The sequence below is a fragment of the Streptomyces wedmorensis genome (assembly GCF_000716445.1).
GTDB lineage: Bacteria > Actinomycetota > Actinomycetes > Streptomycetales > Streptomycetaceae > Streptomyces > Streptomyces wedmorensis.
The window spans coordinates 27,750-44,731 of sequence record NZ_JNWK01000002.1 but is presented as its reverse complement, the minus strand read 5'-3'; the positions used below and the strand labels follow the sequence as shown (position 1 = coordinate 44,731).

General features: G+C 74.3%; 12 protein-coding genes. 6 read left to right on the top strand and 6 right to left on the bottom strand.

The features are described from left to right. Positions 1–25: 25 nt before the first annotated feature. Complete coding sequence (locus OO54_RS01440) at positions 26–1,375, top strand: FHA domain-containing protein (RefSeq protein WP_033201049.1); 1,350 nt, start codon at positions 26–28, stop codon at positions 1,373–1,375. A gap of 121 nt (positions 1,376–1,496) precedes the next feature. On the opposite strand, the gene OO54_RS01435 is transcribed toward OO54_RS01440, so the two are convergent. Further along, positions 1,497–2,450, bottom strand: a complete 954-nt coding sequence (locus tag OO54_RS01435; protein WP_033201048.1) for a methyltransferase domain-containing protein — start codon at positions 2,448–2,450, stop codon at positions 1,497–1,499. Between the two features lie 194 nt (positions 2,451–2,644). On the opposite strand from OO54_RS01435, the gene OO54_RS01430 reads away from it, so the two are divergent. The 5 genes from OO54_RS01430 to OO54_RS01410 all read left to right on the top strand — a co-directional run bounded on the left by OO54_RS01430 (position 2,645) and on the right by OO54_RS01410 (position 11,551). Beyond that, entirely contained in the window at positions 2,645–3,049 is a 405-nt protein-coding gene (locus tag OO54_RS01430) for a globin (protein ID WP_033201047.1), read from the top strand. 230 nt (positions 3,050–3,279) lie between these two features. Further along, the gene (locus OO54_RS01425) at positions 3,280–6,648 is read left to right on the top strand and encodes an ABC transporter permease (protein WP_033201046.1); all 3,369 of its coding nucleotides are present in this window, start codon (positions 3,280–3,282) and stop codon (positions 6,646–6,648) included. 287 nt (positions 6,649–6,935) lie between these two features. Beyond that, on the top strand, positions 6,936–9,743 hold the full coding sequence (locus tag OO54_RS01420) for an FtsX-like permease family protein (protein WP_033201185.1): 2,808 nt from the start codon (positions 6,936–6,938) through the stop codon (positions 9,741–9,743). After that, positions 9,740–10,723: an ABC transporter ATP-binding protein gene (locus tag OO54_RS01415; RefSeq protein ID WP_033201045.1), complete on the top strand. Its 984-nt coding sequence runs from the start codon at positions 9,740–9,742 to the stop codon at positions 10,721–10,723. The genes OO54_RS01420 and OO54_RS01415 overlap by 4 nt, the downstream gene beginning before the upstream one ends. A gap of 231 nt (positions 10,724–10,954) precedes the next feature. After that, on the top strand, positions 10,955–11,551 hold the full coding sequence (locus OO54_RS01410; RefSeq protein ID WP_157856427.1) for a hypothetical protein: 597 nt from the start codon (positions 10,955–10,957) through the stop codon (positions 11,549–11,551). A gap of 118 nt (positions 11,552–11,669) precedes the next feature. Here OO54_RS01410 and OO54_RS01405 read toward each other — a convergent pair whose 3' ends face one another. The 5 genes from OO54_RS01405 to OO54_RS01385 form a co-directional block, all read right to left on the bottom strand. Beyond that, positions 11,670–12,335 carry a DUF8010 domain-containing protein gene (locus OO54_RS01405; RefSeq protein WP_033201043.1) on the bottom strand — a complete coding sequence of 222 codons (666 nt, stop codon included), beginning with the start codon at positions 12,333–12,335 and terminating at the stop codon, positions 11,670–11,672. Continuing rightward, complete coding sequence (locus tag OO54_RS01400) at positions 12,332–12,757, bottom strand: acyl-CoA thioesterase (RefSeq protein ID WP_033201042.1); 426 nt, start codon at positions 12,755–12,757, stop codon at positions 12,332–12,334. Before OO54_RS01400 ends, OO54_RS01405 begins: the two co-directional genes overlap by 4 nt. Before the next feature lie 5 nt (positions 12,758–12,762). Continuing rightward, positions 12,763–14,427: an energy-dependent translational throttle protein EttA gene (ettA, locus tag OO54_RS01395; RefSeq protein ID WP_078905000.1), complete on the bottom strand. Its 1,665-nt coding sequence runs from the start codon at positions 14,425–14,427 to the stop codon at positions 12,763–12,765. Positions 14,428–14,701: 274 nt separating this feature from the next. Then, positions 14,702–16,117 (bottom strand): Cys-Gln thioester bond-forming surface protein, encoded by a 1,416-nt coding sequence (locus OO54_RS01390; RefSeq protein ID WP_033201041.1) that lies wholly within the window; start codon positions 16,115–16,117, stop codon positions 14,702–14,704. 224 nt (positions 16,118–16,341) lie between these two features. Beyond that, on the bottom strand, positions 16,342–16,860 hold the full coding sequence (locus OO54_RS01385; protein WP_033201040.1) for a single-stranded DNA-binding protein: 519 nt from the start codon (positions 16,858–16,860) through the stop codon (positions 16,342–16,344). Between the last annotated feature and the right edge of the window lie 122 nt (positions 16,861–16,982).

The window sequence follows — 16,982 nt, the reverse complement described above, 5'->3', positions numbered from 1 at the left end:
GACGACGAGAGGGGGAAGCACCGACATGCCGACCTGCCCGAACGGACACCAGTCGGTCTCCGACGACTGGTGCGAGGTCTGCGGCCATCGCATGGCCGGGGCGGGCGCGCCTGCGGGTGCCGTACCGCCGCCTCCCCCGCCGCCGCCCCCCGCGTACGGATACCCCGGCCCCGGCCAGGCCCCGCCCGGCCCGCCGCCGGGCGCCCCGGGCGGCTTCGACGGCCCCGGTGCTCACGGCGGTCCGGGCGCTCCCGGTGGCTTCGACGGCCCCGGCGGCTTCGGTCCCGGCGCCCCCTCGGCTCCCCCGGCCCCGCCGGCTCCCGGGGGCTTCGGCCACGGGGGCGACCCGAACGCGACGGCCCAGGCGGAGCTCTGCCCGCAGTGCCGCACGCCGCGCGAGCACATGGCTCCGTTCTGTGAGGAGTGCCGCTGGAACTTCCTCACGAACACGGCGACCTCGTACACGCCGCTGGCCCCGCACAACCCGCCGGGCCCGCAGCAGCCCGGTCCGCCGCCGGGCCTCAACCTGCCGCCCGGCTTCCAGTCCCCGCCGCCGCCGCCGAGCCGGCAGCCGCCGGCGCAGCAGCCGGACCCGTTCGGCTACCAGGGTTCGCGGCCGTCGCAGGTGAACCGTCCGGCCGAGCCGCTGGGCGCCGAGCCCACGCACCACCAGGCGCCGCGCCCGCCGGTTCAGCAGCCTCCCGTGCAGCAGCAGCCGGGGACGCAGCAGCCGCCGGCCCCGCCGGCCTACCTCCAGGCGCCGGCGCAGGCACCGGCACCGCCCGCGCCGCCGCAGCCGCGCGCCGACGACGACTGGGTCCTGTCCCCGCCGTCGCAGCCGCACGCCCCGCAGCCGCCGGCCCCCCAGCACCAGCAGCCGCCCATGCAGCAGCCCCCGCAGCACCAGGGACCGCCGCCGCACCAGGCGCCCCAGGGGCCTCCGCAGCAGTTCCAGCCGCCACGGCAGCCGCTGACCTGGACCGCGGTCATCGGTCCCGACCGCGAGTACTTCATGGCGATGATGCACCGCAGCGGGCCGGAGGCCTCGGGCCTCAACCTGCCCGCGTACTCGCCGGACAAGCACCTGCCGCTCCAGGGCAACCAGGTCTCCATCGGCCGTCGCCGGCACTCCACCGGCGAGTCCCCCGACATCGACCTGTCGGTGCCGCCGGAGGACCCGGGCGTCTCGCACCAGCACGCCGTGCTCGTGCAGCAGCCGGACGGCTCGTGGGCGGTGGTGGACCAGAACTCCACCAACGGCACCACGATCAACGGCGGCGAGGAGCCGATCCAGCCCTACGTCCCCGTCCAGCTCCAGGACGGCGACCGGGTGCACGTCGGCGCCTGGACGACGATCACGATCCGGCTCGGCTGACCCGGCTCGCGGCTGATCCGGGTCGCCGGATCCGGACCGGCTGAGCCGGGTCGCGGCTGATCCGAGTCGAATGCGGGTCGCCCGGTCCAGGTCATCTGAGCCGGATCGCGGCCGATCCGGCTCATGCCTCGGGCAGGGGCCAGGCGTACGGGCCTCCGGGGTCGTCCAGCCAGGCCCACTGCCGGTCGCCGCTGACCGTCACCCCGAAGCGCTCCCGCTCCGGCCGCCCCTCGCGCAGCCAGAGCGAGAGCGCTTCTCGCCTGTCCAGGACCTCGCCGGCGAGGCCCCACAGGAAGCGGAAGCCCGCGTCCCCCGCCGGGCCCCGGCCGGAGGCGCGGGCTGCGGCGCCGCGGAGCGCCACGAAGTACGCCGAGGTCGTCAGGAACCGGCCCTCCGCGTGGGTGCCGTCGGGCACCCGCAGCAGGACGAGCCCGGTCGACAGCGGGGCGAGGACCAGGGCGTCCGGCCGGCACTGCGCGAGCCAGGGGTACGGCACCGACGGCACCTCGCAGGTCGCCACGATCCGGTCGTAGGGGGCGTGCTCCGGGCAGCCGCGGGCGCCGTCGGCGGCGAGGACGGCCGGCCGGTACCCGGCGGCGGCGAGGTGGGTCCTGGCGGACTCGGCGATCTCCTCGTCCAGGTCGACGGTGGTGACGTGCCGGTCGCCGAGCCGGTGGCAGAGCAGGGCGGCGTGGTAGCCGGTGCCGGCGCCGATCTCCAGGACGTCGTCCCCGTCGCGCACGTCCAGGGCGCGGAGCATCAGCGCCATCAGGGACGGCTGGCTGGCCGAGGAGACCAGTTCCCCGTCCCGTACCCGGGTGGCGATCGCCGTGTCCTCGTAGGCCCCGCGCAGCCAGCGCTCCCGGCGCCCGGCGTCCGGGTCGCCGGACCAGAGCCGTTCGTAGCCGCCGGGCCCGGGGACGTAGTAGTACGGGACGAAGAGGTGGCGCGGGACCTCCTCGAAGGCGGCCCGCCAGGCCGGATCGGCCAGCTCGCCCTCCGCCTCCACCTCGCGCACGAGCGCCCGCCGCGCCCGCGCGCCGGCCCCGGCGAACTCGTCCCGCGGCTCACCCATGCCTCCACTCTCCCGCCGCCGGGGACCCCGGGCGAGCGGACCCTGGTGAGCGGACCCTGGTGAGCCGTCCCGGCCGAGCCGTCCCGGGCGGGCGGATCCGGGCGGGCGGATCCGGGCGGGCGGATCCGGGCGGGCGGATCCGGGCCGGTCCTGGACCTCCGGACCTAGGCCCGGGCATCTGAGACGATGGAACGGTGAACGAGATTCCCGGGGAAACAGTGCAGGAGCAGACCTTCTACGAGCAGGTCGGCGGCGAGGAGACCTTCCGCCGCCTGGTCCACCGCTTCTACGAGGGCGTCGCCCAGGACCCGCTGCTGCGTCCCATGTACCCGGAGGAGGACCTCGGTCCCGCCGAGGAGCGCCTCGCCCTCTTCCTGATCCAGTACTGGGGCGGTCCCCGCACCTACAGCGATCACCGCGGGCACCCCCGGCTCCGCATGCGCCACGCGCCGTTCACCGTCGACCGTGCCGCTCACGACGCCTGGCTCCGTCACATGCGCGCCGCCGTGGACACCCTCGGCCTCTCTCCCGCCCACGAGGCGGAGCTGTGGCGCTACCTGAGCTACGCCGCCGCGTCGATGGTGAACTCCGCGGACTGACGCCCCCTCACCCGGCCGCCGTCGCCCCGGTGGTGCGGTTCTGCCCCCGGTCGCGCATGGACGGACACATTCCGGAGATCGAGCCCCAAATAACGGTCACAATCGCATCAAGGTCGGGCTGCAAGCGGTTTCCAGCAGCACGGGCACTCTGAAAGCATCCGAGAGAGGTTCCGGGGGCGTTCGACGAGTGTTCGACGTGCGTGCCGTGTTCAGGGTGGCCAGGGGGACGGGTGACGGGGTTCGTATTTCTGCGTGTCAGGGCGCACCGGCTGCTGCTCTCCGCGGCGCTCCTCGCGGTCCTGCTGACGACCTCGGTGCTCGCCACCCTCGCGGCGTTCTCCGGTGCGATCGGGGACGCGGCGCTCCAGGCCGGACTGCGGGGGCGGTCGGCCGCGGCAGCCTCGCTGCTCGTCACCGGGCAGGTCACCGAGGCCAAGCGGGCCGGCGCCGAGGCGGCGGTGACGGACGGGATGCGGCGGACCTACGACGGGCTGCCGGTGAGCGTACGGCGCCTCGAACGATCCGGGCCGTACGCGTTGCCCCGCGACCTCCAGGCCGCCGCGGCCCGCGAAGGCGACCCGGACCTGACGTACTTCGCCGCGCTCGACCGCTCACGGCTGGCGCTCGTCAAGGGCGCCTGGCCCTCGGCGTCCCGGACGGCGGGAGTCGTCGAGACGGCGGTGCCCGAGGAGGCGGCCCGACGGCTGCGGATCGGGCCGGGGACCGTCCTTGACCTGGGCGACCGGCTCGACGACGGCCGGCTGGTGAGGACCCGGATCACCGGCGTCTACCGCCCGGTCGACACCTCCGACCTGTACTGGCAGCTGGACCCGGCCGGCGGGCGCGGCGTGAAGACGGTCGCGTTCACGACGTACGGGCCGCTGCTCGTCGACCCGACCGTGCTCGGCGCCGGAGTGCTGAGCGCCGGCACCACGTCCTGGCTCGGCTCGGCCGACTTCACCGGCTTCACCACCGACCGGATCGACGCCCTGCGGGCCTCGTCGACCGCGGGCCCGAAGGCACTGGCCGAGAACACCGACGCGTTCGGGACCACGATCTCCGCGTCCACCGCGCTGCCCACCGCCCTGGAGCAGACCCAGCGCGCGCTGCTCGTCTCCCGCTCCACCCTGCTGATCGTCGCCGTCCAGCTGGTGCTGCTCGCCACGTACGCGCTGCTGCTCGTCGCCCGGCTGCTCAGCACCGAGCGCTCAGGGGAGACCGCCCTGCTGCGGGCCCGCGGCGGCTCGCGGCGCCGGATCGCCGGGCTCGCCGGCATGGAGGCGCTGCTCCTCGCGCTGCCGGCGGCGATCGCCGCGCCGCTCCTGTCCGGACCGCTCACCCGGCTCTTCGCCGAGCGTTCCGCGCTCTCCTCGCTCGGCGTCCGACTCGACACGGCGCCCTCGCTCCAGGTGTGGCTGGTCGCCACCGCCGTGGCCCTGCTCTGCGCGGCGGCCGTCGTCGCCCCCGCGCTCACCGCGGGCGACGGCTCCGTCGTCTCGCTGCGCAAGGCCCGCTCGGCATCCCTGCCCGCCCCCGTACGGGCCGGGGCCGACATCGCCCTCCTCGCCGTCGCCGCCGTCGCCTACTGGCAGTTGCAGCGGCCCGCCGCCGCCGGCGGCACCCTCGGCGCGGACGAGGCCGGCGGCGGGTCCATCGACCCGGTGCTCGTCGCCGCGCCGGCGCTCGCCCTGCTCGCCGGCACCGTCCTGACGCTGCGCCTGCTGCCGCCCGCCGCCAAGCTGGCCGAGCGGCGCGCGGCGGGCGGACGCGGTCTGTCCGCCGCCCTCGCCGGCTGGCAGTTCAGCCGCCGGCCGCTGCGCGGCGCCGGGCCCGTCCTCCTCCTCGTCCTCGCCGTGGCCATGGGCATGCTGGCCATCGGGCAGAGCGGCTCGTGGGAGCGTTCGCAGCGCGACCAGGCCGACTTCCGCACCGGCGCGGCCGTCCGCGTCCTCAGCGCCGGTCCCGGAGAGCCGACGGAGACCGAGCGGCTGGCCACCGTGCCGGGCGTCACGGCCGTGACCCCGGTGCACCGCGCCACCACGGACGTGGCCGGGAAGAACGCGACCGTCCTGGCCATGGACACCCGCAACGCGGCCGGCGGCATGCTGCTCCGCCCCGACCTCACCGGCGCCACGGCCCCGGACCTGCTCGCCCCGATCACCCCCAAGGCCACCCCCCGGCCCGGCCTCCCGCTGCCCGCGGGCACCCGCACCCTCACCGTCGACCTGCGGACGGTCGCCCCGGCCGGAACGCCCGAGAGCACGGTCACGGCCGTCCTCGAGGACCCGAACGGCATCCCCTACCAGCAGCTCCTTGGCACGCTGCCGCCCGACGGCCGCACCCACCGGCTGACCGTCGACCTCGGCGCGATGACCGCCGGGCCCGGCACCGACGGGAGCCGCGGCTCCGGCGGGCTGCTCACCCTCACCGGCCTGGAGGCCGACGGGCAGATCCCCGACGGCGCCACCCACGGCCAGACCCTCCGCTTCGAGCGCTTCGCCACCACCCGCACCGACGGCACCGAGCAGGTGCACTCCCCCGCCCGGGTCCTGGCCTCCTGGACGTCCGCCTACGAGCAGACCGAGTTCGGCGACCCCGGGAGCGGCGGCCCGGTGAGCGGCACCGCGGGCGCCGCCGGACCGGGCGGCGGCCCGGCCCCGTACTCCGTCCCGTTCGTCGTCACCGGCGGGGTCCCCGACGACAGCCACTGGGAGACGGAGGAGTACACCCTGCGGATGGCCGCGCCCACGCCTCCGGCGCCCGAGCAGGTGCCCGCCGTCGCCACCGAGGCCTTCATGAAGGCGACCGGCGGCAAGCCCGGCGACCCGATCGAGGTCTCCGTCGACGGCCGGCAGATCACCGTCTCCGTCGCCCGGGTGGTCAAGGAGCTGCCGACCACCGGTCCGGGCGCCAGGACCGTGTCCGCCACCACGCCCGTCGCCACCCCCGAGGACGGCGGCGCGGTCCTCGTCGACCTGGCGTCGGCCAACCGGTACCTCGCCGCCGACCCCGAGCAGAGCTCGACCGTGCCGCCCACCGAGTGGTGGCTCACCGTCGCACCCGGCCGCGCGGACGACGTGGCCGCGGCGCTGCGCGCCCGCCCCAACGCGGACCCCGCCCAGGTCCTCGTACGCGACGAGGCCGCCACCGACCTCCTCGGCGACCCGCTCGGCGCCGGCCCCAACGCCGCCCTCATGGCGGTCGCGGCCGCCGCCGCCGCGCTCGCCGCGGTCGGCTTCGCGGTCGGCTCGGCCGGCGCGATGCGCGAGCGGTCCGCCGAGTTCGGCGTCCTCCAGGCACTCGGCACACCGCGCCGCCGGCTCGCCCGGCTCATCGCCGCCGAACAGGGGATCCTCATCGGCATCGGCCTGCTCGTCGGCATCGGGCTCGGCACCGTCCTGGCCCGGGCCGTCGTCCCGCTCGTCGTCCTCACCGGCCAGGCCGCCCGCCCCGTCCCCGAGGTCCTCGTCCAACTCCCCCTCGGCCAGGTCGCCCTGCTCCTCGTCGGCGTCGCCGCCCTCCCCCTGGCCATCGTCGCCGCCATCGCCCTCCGCCGCACCGACCCGGTCGTGACCCTGCGCCACCAGGGGGACCACTGATGCCCGCCCCGGACGACGACGTGACCGCCGACACCCCGGGCGGAGAGCCGCACGTGCCTCCCGGCAGGGAGCCGCACGGCGGGAAGCACGGCGCGAGGCCCACCGGCGAGCCCTCCGGGAAGCCGCACGGCGGGAAGCACGGCGCGAGGCCCACCGGCGAGCCCTCCGGAAAGCCGCACGGCGGGGAGCCCGCGCCCCCGGGCGGCGCCCGCGGGGCTCCTCCCGGAACCGCCGGCGCACACACCGGAGCCACCGAAAGCCCCGTCGTACGCAGGAAGGTCCCCGACATGTCCCCGTCCCGGTCCGACAAGCCCGCCCGCGCCGTGGCGCCCTGGGTGCGGACCCGGCTGCGGACCGCGCCCTGGGCCGCCGCGTCGCTGGCCCTGCTCGTGCTCGTCACCGCGTACCTCGCGGCGGCGCTGCCGCGTGCCATGGACGCGTACGAGACGGAGGGCCTGCGCCACGACATCCGGACCGCCGCGCCCCGCAACAGCGTCCTCGAACTGACCGCCGAGGCGCCCGTCCTGGAGCGCAGCCAGTCCGAGCGCGAGGCGGGCCTGGCCCCCGCCGCGCTCCTCAGGCAGCGCGACCAGGTGCTCACCCTGGTCCCCGAGCCGCTGCGCGTCGACCCGCGGCAGACCGTCCACGGTGTCCGTACGGTCACCCGGGTCAAGGGCCTCGACCCGTGGCTGCCCCGGCCCGACGGGATCTCCCCGGAGTTCACCCTCGCCTCCCCGTCCGACCCGGCGGGCCACTCCACGCTGCGGCAGGGCCGGCCCGCCGCCGGTAACGCCCGCCACCCCGAGGCGGTGGTGAGTGCGAAGACCGCCGAGGCCCTGCACCTGAAGCCCGGTTCGGTCGTGCACGTGCCGGGCCGCGTCAGCGCCGAGCCGATCGCCGTGACGATCACCGGGATCGTCGAGCCGCGCGACCCCGAGGGCGCGTACTGGGCCGTCGAGCCGGTCATGCGCACCCCCGCCCTCGCCGTGCTCGTCGGCGACGAGGTGAAGTACTACTGGCAGGCGTCGCTGCTGCTCTCTCCCGAGTCGGCGCCCGCCCTGCTCGCCACCCTCGGCGACCCGGAGGTCTTCTTCCGGTTCATGCCGGAGGCCGACCACCTCACCACCCACGACACCGACCGGCTCGCCGCCGTGCTCGACTCGGCCGCCGGCGGACCCGACCTGGTGAGGATGCGCAGGGTCATCGGGCCGACCGGCACCCTCACCACCGACCTCGACACGATCATCGGTTCGTACCGCTCGATGCGTGACGCGATCAACCCGGTCGTGGCCGTCGCCGTCTTCGGCGTCGGCGCGGTCGCGGCGGTCGTCCTCGCCATGACCGGCGGCCTCTTCACCGCCCGCCGGGACAGCGAGCTGGCGCTGATCCGCTCCCGCGGCGCCTCGCTCACCGGCATCGGTCTGCGGCTGCTCGGCGAGACCTCGGCGGTCGCCGTACCGGCCGCCGCGCTCGCCCTCGGCCTCGCGGTGGCGACGGTCCGCGGCCCGGACGGCGGGTCGGGCACGATCCCGCTCGCGCCCTCCCTCCTCGCCACCGTGGCCGTCGCCCTGATCGCGATGCTCGTGCTGCCCCTGCGGGCGATCGTCGTGCACCGGACCCCGCGGCTGCACGGCGGCCGGGACGACCTGCTCACCGCCCGTCCCTCCCGGCGCCGCACGGTCCTCGAACTCACCGTGCTCGTGCTGACCGTCGGCGCCGTCGCCTCGCTGCGGCTGCGCGGCACCGCCGACGCCGGTGACCACCTGGTGAGCGCCGCGCCGGTGCTCGTCGGCCTGATCGCGGCCATGCTGCTCGTACGGATCTACCCGCTGCCGCTGCGGTGGGCGACCCGCCCGGCCCGCCGGCTGCGCGGGGCCGTCGGACCGCTGGCCCTGGCCCGCGCCGGACGCTCGTCCTCGACGGGCACGCTCCCGCTGCTCGCGCTGGTCCTCGCGCTGACCACGGCGGCCTTCGGCGGCTCCGTCCTCGCCGGCGTCGCCGACGCCCGCGACCGGGCCGCGCTGCTGGCCACCGGCGCGGACGCCCGGGTCGGCGGCTCGGCCGAGTGGACGCCGCTGCCGGCAGGACTCACCGAGAAGGTGCGCGGTACGGCGGGGGTACGGGACCTGGCCCCGGTGCAGGTCGAGTACGGGGTGACGATGCCGTCCGTCGAGGGCACCACCGCCCTGCCGATGACCGCGCCGCTCGTGGGCGTCGAGCCCGACTCGTACACCCGGCTCGCCAAGCGGACCGGCTTCGGTCCGTTCCCCGCCGGGCTGCTCGCGTCGACCGGGCGGGGCGGCCCGGAATCGGTCGGGGACACCGACCGGGTGCTGCCCGCGATCGCCTCGCCCGCGGTCGCCGAACGGTTCGGCGGGAAGCCGCTGGAGATCGTGTCGGCCGCCGGCGTGTTCCGGGTGAAGGTGGTCGCGGTCCGGTCCGCCACCCCGGCCCTCTCCGACGCCGACTTCCTCCTCGTCAACGCCGCCGACCTCACCCACCGGGTGTCCACCGCCCTGCTCGTCACCGGAACGCCGGACGGCGCCGCGCTGCGCGCCGCCGTCGCGGCCTCCTCGCGGCCCGGCGACTTCGCCGTGACGACGCGGAGCGAGGAGCGGTCCACCTATGTGGACTCGCCGCTCCAGTCGGGCGCCGAGGGCATCTACCTGGGCGCGATCGGCGCGGGCGCGGGCTACGCGCTGGTCGCCGTCCTGCTCTCCCTCATGCAGAGCGCGCCGGAGCGGACCAAGCTCCTCGCCCGGCTCCGCACGATGGGTCTCACCCGCAAGCAGGGCCGGCGGCTGCTCGGCCTCGAAGCGCTGCCGCAGGCGGTCCTCGCGGCGATCGGCGGCACGCTGGTGGGCTGGGCGACGGTCCCGCTGCTCGCGCCGGGCATCGACCTGTTCCGGCTGGCACTGGCGACGGCACCGGGGCTCGCCCCGCTGGACAGCGCCCCGCTGCGGGCGGACCCGTGGTCGCTCGTGCTGCCCGCGCTCGGCGTCGTCCTCCTCACGGGGCTGGCGGCGGCGGGACAGGCCTGGTGGGCGGGGCGCAGGGGCTCGATCAAGGAACTCAGGGCAGGAGACGCACGATGACCAGGACCGGGACCCCGGGCGGGACGACGACGGCCGACACCGCCTCGGACACCACCCTCGAAGAGCTGGAGCGGCGGGCCACGGCGCACCGCGACCGGCCCTCGTACGGACACGACTCGCTCATCGCCTGCGACCGGCTCGTCCGGATCTTCACCACCGACGGCGTGGAGGTGCAGGCGCTCCAGGGGCTCGACCTCCTCGTGAAGGAGGGCGAGCTGATGGCCCTGGTCGGCGCCTCCGGCTCCGGCAAGTCGACCCTGATGAACATCCTCGCGGGCCTGGACGTGCCGACCGCCGGCGCGGCCCGGGTCGCGGGCTGCGACCTGCTCGCCATGGACGGCAAGGCACGCCTCCGCTACCGCCGCGAGGTCGTCGGCTTCGTCTGGCAGCAGACCGCCCGCAACCTCCTGCCCTATCTGACGGCCGCCCAGAACGTGACGCTGCCCATGCAGTTGCGCGGCAGGTCGAAGCAGAAGGCGCAGCGGGCCGAGGAGCTGCTCGCCATGCTCGGCATCGCCGAGATCCGCGACCGGCGGCCCCACCAGCTCTCCGGCGGCCAGCAGCAGCGCGTGGCCATCGCGGTGGCCCTGGCCAACAACCCGGCCGTGCTGCTCGCCGACGAGCCGACGGGCGAGCTGGACTCGGCCACCGGCGAACAGGTCTTCGCGGCCTTCCGCCGCGCCAACGAGGAGCTCGGCACGACGATCGTCATCGTCACCCACGACCAGGCCGTCGCCTCCGAGGTCCGCCGCACCGTCGCCATCCGCGACGGCCGCACCTCCTCGGAGGTCCTGCGCCGCACCGAGGTCGACGAACTGGGCCGGGAATCCCTCGTCGCCCGCGAGTACGCGATGCTCGACCGCGCCGGCCGCCTCCAGCTCCCGGCCGAGTACACCGAGGCGCTCGGCATGGAACACCGCGTCGCCCTCGAACTCGAACAGGACCACATCGGGGTGTGGCCGGACGACGTGGAGCAGTGAGGGCCGTACGGGTGTGACGTGTGGGGCGCTCACGGCCCACCGCCCACCGCCCACGGCTCACGGCCCACAGCTCATGGCTCATGACTCACGGCCCACGGCCCACGGCCCACGGCCCACGGCCCACGGCCCACGGCCCACGGGACGGTGGCGCAACCGCGTACCCCGTGATCGACGTCCCCGCCCACGGACCTGACCGCTGCCGACGTCGCTCACGGGGGTGTACCGATGGGGATGGGGACGGGGAAAGCCGTGCCGTACGCGGGGGCGCTGCTCGTGCCCGCCGCAGCCGGAACGCTCCTGTGGGTGTGGGCGGGCTGGAGCCTGCGGAGCCCGCACGGACTCCCGACCGCGCTGGGCGTGGCGGGCGGCGTCGCGCTCACCGCGGCCGCGCTCCTGGCGCACAACGCGCTGTTCCGTGAGGGCGGCGGCATCGCCGCGGCCGTCCTGATCCTTGCGGGCCTCACGGCGGTGTGGGTGGAGGCCCGGGACGACGCGGTCCGCGGCGCGGTCACCGACTGCGTCGTGGTGGGCAAGGTCAGGGTCACCCACCATCCGACCTTCGGCGAGGGCGCACCGTCCGCCAAGACCCTGTACCACCACACGCTGGACTGCGCCGGCGGCTATCCCGCCGACTTCTCCGCCGAGGAACGGATCGGTTCCTCCGGCACCGCGGTCCGCATCGCGTACGACCCCGCCCACCGCATGGACCCCATCCTGGAACGCCGGAACAAGGCCCACGGCTCCCCCGTCGTCCCCGCCGTCCTGCTCGCCCTCTCGGCGGCGCTGTCGGCGGTCGCGATCGCCAAGGAGGGACGCGAGGAGGGCTGACGGAGCCGCCTCGCCGGGGCGTGGGACCGCCCGGACCAGCGGTGCGGCCCCTGAAGACAAGCGGGGCCGGGCCCTTATCGGACCCGGCCCGCCAGGGACTCGTCGCCCCGTACGCGGATCACCGGGGGGCGACCGCCAGGGACATCGGTGCGGTGCGCAGCGCGATCGAGCCGTACGGGGTGCGCAGCCGCAGCCACGGCCCGGAGGCGAAGAGCGCGGGGGCGAGGCCCGTGTCGGCCGGCGGCAGGAAGCCCAGGGACTGGGCGGCGTGCACCGCCCGCAGGGGCAGTCCGGTGGTGCCGAGGGTGCGGGACCAGATGTCGTGACCGATCCGGTCGCGCTCCGCCCTGGTCCGGCGTTCCTCGGGCAGCTCCTCGTCCCGGGCCCGGAACTCGGCGACCGCGGCGGCGACCGCGCCCCGCATCTCGGCGGCGCCCGGCAGTCCTTCGACGGGCCGCCATCCGGAGCGCGGCGGCAGGACGCCCGCCCAGGGCGGTCCGGTCACCGAGTCGGGAACGACGGCCTTGCCGCCCGACTCCTCGATGCCTTCGAGGAGTTCGCCGGCGGAGACCGTGACGTCGAGGTCCACGGCGTCGACGAGGCGGGCCGTGCGGATCGCGAGGACGTCGAACGACGCCGGCCGCCCGAAGACGGCCAGCGCCCCGCCGCCCGCCTGGAGGCGGACGGCGGCGGCCCGGTCGTAACGGACCAGCCGGGTCAGGAAGGCGGCGAGGGCCGCCGCCTCCCTGGCGTCGTCGAAGTGCAGAGGTGCGAGGAGCGTCATGCGGCGGTGGACATCCCGTCGTCCACGAACTCCTGCAGGAAGCTCCGCTCCTCGGCGCTGATCCGCCGCGGGCGCTGCGCCTCCAGGTCGAAGGGCACGACGACCGTGGACGCGCGGACGTAGGTCACGTCCGGGTCCTTGATCTCGTACGCGATCGTCAGCGACGCCGCGCCTATCTTCGTGACCCACGACTCGATGGTCACCGGCTCGTGCCGGTGGACCAGCGGCCGCACGTAGTCGATCTCGTGCCGGGCCACGACGGACCCGCCGGAGAACGAGGGGGAACCGTCCCCCGGCGCCAGCCGGAACATGAAGTCGATCCGCGCCTCTTCCAGGTACCGCAGGAAGACGACGTTGTTGACGTGCCCGAAGGCGTCCATGTCCGACCAGCGAAGGGGACAGCTGTAGATGTGCCTCGTCACTGACCTCAGCCTCGGGTCAGCTTCTTGTACGTGGCACGGTGCGGACGGGCGGCGTCCGCGCCGAGGCGCTCGATCTTGTTCTTCTCGTACGACTCGAAGTTGCCCTCGAACCAGAACCACTTCGACTCACCCTCGTAGGCGAGGATGTGCGTGGCGACTCGGTCCAGGAACCAGCGGTCGTGGGAGATGACCACGGCCGCGCCCGGGAACTCCAGGAGCGCGTTCTCCAGGGAGGACAGGGTCTCGACGTCGAGGTCGTTGGTCGGCTCGTCGAGGAGCAGCAGGTTGCCGCCCTGCTTGAGGGTGAGCGCCAGGTTCAGGCGGTTGCGCTCACCGCCGGAGAGCACGCCGGCCGGCTTCTGCTGGTCCGGGCCCTTGAAGCCGAACGCGGAGACGTACGCCCGGGAGGGCATCTCGACGTGGCCGACGTTGATGTAGTCGAGCTCGTCGGAGACGACCGCCCACAGCGTCTTCTTCGGGTCGATGTTCGCGCGGCTCTGGTCGACGTACGAGATCTTGACGGTCTCGCCGACCTTGACGGAGCCGGAGTCCGGGGTCTCCAGACCCTGGAGCATCTTGAAGAGCGTGGTCTTGCCGGCGCCGTTCGGGCCGATGACGCCGACGATGCCGTTGCGCGGCAGCGTGAAGGAGAGGTCGTCGATGAGGACCTTGTCGCCGAAGGCCTTGGAGAGGTTCTCGACCTCGACGACGATGGAGCCCAGGCGCGGGCCCGGCGGGATCTGGATCTCCTCGAAGTCCAGCTTCCGCATCTTGTCGGCCTCGGCCGCCATCTCCTCGTAGCGCGCCAGACGCGCCTTGGACTTGGCCTGACGCCCCTTGGCGTTCGACCGCACCCACTCCAGCTCTTCCTTCAGACGCTTCGCGCGCTTGGCGTCCTTCTGGCCCTCGACCTTGAGCCGCTCGGACTTCTTGGTCAGGTAGGTCGAGTAGTTGCCCTCGTAGGGGTGGGCGCGCCCGCGGTCGAGCTCCAGGATCCACTCGGCGACGTTGTCGAGGAAGTACCGGTCGTGGGTGATGGCCACGACGGTGCCCTTGTACTGGGCCAGGTGCTGCTCCAGCCAGTTCACCGACTCGGCGTCGAGGTGGTTGGTGGGCTCGTCGAGGAGCAGCAGGTCGGGGGCCTCGAGGAGGAGCTTGCAGAGCGCCACGCGGCGCTTCTCGCCACCGGAGAGGTTGGTGACGGCCCAGTCGCCGGGCGGGCAGCCCAGGGCGTCCATGGCCTGCTCCAGCTGCGTGTCGAGGTCCCAGGCGTTGGCGTGGTCCAGGTCCTCCTGGAGCTTGCCCATCTCGTCCAGGAGCGCGTCCGAGTAGTCGGTCGCCATGAGCTCCGCGACCTCGTTGAAGCGCTTCAGCTTCCCCATGGTCTCGGCGGCGCCCATCTGGACGTTCTCCAGGACGGTCTTCGTCTCGTCGAGCTTCGGCTCCTGCATGAGGATGCCGACGGAGAAGCCGGGCGACAGGAACGCGTCGCCGTTCGACGGCTGCTCCAGGCCCGCCATGATCTTCAGAACGGTGGACTTACCGGCACCGTTCGGGCCGACCACACCGATCTTCGCGCCCGGCAGGAAGCTCAGCGTCACGTCATCGAGGATGACCTTGTCGCCGTGCGCCTTGCGCGCCTTGCGCATCGTGTAGATGTACTCAGCCAAGAGAAACCGTCCGGCAAAGAGTGAGTGGGCAGATACACCCCATCTTGCCTGACCGCCAGCCCCGGGCGGAAACCGGTTCGGCTCCGGCGGGGCCGCGGAGGGGGCGGTGAGGGGGGTGCGAGGGGGTGGGGCGGGGTTCCGACGTGCGACGACCCCGGGCGCGGGTGCGGTCCGGGGTCGGGCGGGGGTCACGGGGTGAAGGGCGTGTGACGCGGATCACTCCATGGGGTGGGGCGCGGTGCCGGGCGCGGGGCCCGGCACCGGTGGCCCGTGGTTACTGGCCGGCGGTCTTCTTCTTGCGGAGGAAGAACACCGCGCCGCCGCCGATCGCGACGAGCGCGGCGGCGATGCCGGCGATCATCGGGGTGGCGTTGGAGCTGCCGGTCTCGGCGAGGTCGCCGCCACCGGTGGTGCCGCCCGTGGTGTCACCCGTGGTGCCGGGGGTGGACGGGGAGGGCTCGACCGAGGGGGAGGTGGAGGGGGTCTCGGAGGGCTTCGGGCCGGGGGTGGCCGTCTTGCAGTCCAGGACGCCCTCGAAGGTCTCCGAGAACTTGTTCGGGCCGGTGATCGTGAACTTGTACGCCTCGTCCTCGGCGAGCGGGACCGTGATGGTCTTCTTCTCGGCGGGGGCGATCGTGTACGAGGTGCCCTTCAGGTCGAAGGTCCAGGGCTCGTCGCCCGCGTTGGAGGCGATGATCTCCAGGCCGCCCTTGGCGCAGTCCTTGGCGACCGTGACGGCCGGGACGGCACCCTTCTTGGCCCAGGCGACGGTGGCCTTGGCGGTGACGGTGGAGTTGCTGGAGCCGGCCAGGATCATGGTCTGGCTCTTGCCCTGGGTGCTGACGAAGGCGCGCCCGAGCGGGACCTGCGTGGTGACCTCGGCCTTGATCTCGGCGTCGCCGTCGGGGGTGCCGCTCGGCACGTTGACGTAGACGTCGTCGCCGTCCTTGGCCTTGGTGATCGCCTTGCCGTCCTTGTCGACGATGCCGAGGCCGGCCGGGGCGCCCGGGACCACGGACAGGTCGGCGCCGGTCTTGGCGTTGGTGCCGACCTTGAACGGGCCGATGCGGTCGCCGGCCTTGCCCGCGAGGGAGCTCGGGGACAGGCTCAGGGAGGACTTGGGCTCCTCCACCTTGGTGGCGTTGTCGATCAGGTACTTGGTGAGCGCCTGGGCCTTCTCGTCGACCGGCTTCGCGTCGAGGTCGTCGGAGAAGTGCCAGATCGCGGCCTGCGTGGCGGCGGCGGCGGTCTCGTCGCTCAGCCCCTCGACGCCGGCCTTCGAGGTGAGGTCGGAGACCTTGAGGGTCGGGTAGGAGTTCTCCAGGATCCAGAGGATCTTGCCCGCGTCGGGGTTGTTGTGGAGGGACGACTGGTCCCAGCCGACCTCCTTGTACTGCTTGCCCTCGTAGGCGGTGGTCCGGTAGTCGATGCAGTAGGTCAGCAGGCTTCCGCCGTTCTCGACCTGCATCTCGAAGAGGCCACCGCGCTCCTCGCGATCCTGGCCCGCGATCTTCACCCCGTCGAAGATCTTCAACTCGCCGAGCTTGGCGGTGGCGCCACCGCTCGCGCCCGGAGCATCATCGGCCGCGGCCGGTCCCGCGAGGGCTATCGCGCCGGCGGCGACGAGGCCCGAGACCAGGGTGGCAGCGGCAAGGCGGCGAGCAGTGCCCCGCCCACGAACTGAAAACATTGGATTCCCCTCCGGGCGGCGGCTCCGCGAACTTGGTCGATTCACGTGGGGGGAGCGCACGCCAGCAGACTCACAGACTCAATGGACTCACGTGCCTCATTGAGTACTCGGGAATCCTAGGGACGCGGAACCCCGCGGTGCCCGGCCATACGGTCAGATAACCATTCCGTCTCGGAATCGTTATCCACTGGGCGAGTTGGTCGACAAATCCCCACGACGCATGGTCAAGAAGCGGTTACCAGGCGCTTCGTCGCCTCGTCCGAGGCCACCGTCCAGGGGTCCTCCCCCACCTCCGAAGGCGGCCTCGGCGACAGCTTGGGCGCCGCCCCCGCCTGCGGCCGGGGCGGTGGCTGCGGGCCGCCGTCGGCACGGAGTTCCGGCTCCGGCCGGGCCGCGCGGCGGAACGCCGCGGTCCCCCGGCTCAGATCGTGGCCCACGGCGACCGCGGCGACGTCCACGAAGGTCTTGCGCTGTCCGTCGCGCTCGTCCTCACGCACCTTCAGGCGCCCGTGGACCACGAGCGGTTCACCCACCGAAACGGAGGCAGCGAGGTTGGCGCCGAGCGAGCGCCAGGCCGACACCGTGTAGAAGCTGGTCGGCCCGTCGGACCAGGCCCCCTGCTCACGGTCCCAGCGGCGCGCGGTCACCGCGAAGCGGAACCTCGCCACCCCGCCCGCCGCCGTGTCCCGGTACTCCACCGCCGTCGCCACGTTGCCGACGAGCGTCACGGTCGTGTCGTTCATGGTCCGCCCCCACTTTTGTGTGCCGTCTGTCGTTCTCCGGCCGCCGTCGGCCGAAGGCCGAAGCCCGGGCGCCGCATCCCGGCCGCCCTTCGCCTTCGACACCATGCTGGAGCGTCACGGGC

Bases quoted from the DNA above. Each gene is read 5' to 3' on its own strand.
- OO54_RS01440 (WP_033201049.1), top strand. From the start codon at position 26: ATGCCGACCTGCCCGAACGGACACCAGTCGGTCTCCGACGACTGGTGC.
- OO54_RS01435 (WP_033201048.1), bottom strand. From the start codon at position 2,450: ATGGGTGAGCCGCGGGACGAGTTCGCCGGGGCCGGCGCGCGGGCGCGG.
- OO54_RS01420 (WP_033201185.1), top strand. From the start codon at position 6,936: ATGTCCCCGTCCCGGTCCGACAAGCCCGCCCGCGCCGTGGCGCCCTGG.
- OO54_RS01415 (WP_033201045.1), top strand. From the start codon at position 9,740: ATGACCAGGACCGGGACCCCGGGCGGGACGACGACGGCCGACACCGCC.
- OO54_RS01410 (WP_157856427.1), top strand. From the start codon at position 10,955: ATGGGGACGGGGAAAGCCGTGCCGTACGCGGGGGCGCTGCTCGTGCCC.
- OO54_RS01405 (WP_033201043.1), bottom strand. From the start codon at position 12,335: ATGACGCTCCTCGCACCTCTGCACTTCGACGACGCCAGGGAGGCGGCG.
- OO54_RS01390 (WP_033201041.1), bottom strand. From the start codon at position 16,117: ATGTTTTCAGTTCGTGGGCGGGGCACTGCTCGCCGCCTTGCCGCTGCC.
- OO54_RS01385 (WP_033201040.1), bottom strand. From the start codon at position 16,860: ATGAACGACACGACCGTGACGCTCGTCGGCAACGTGGCGACGGCGGTG.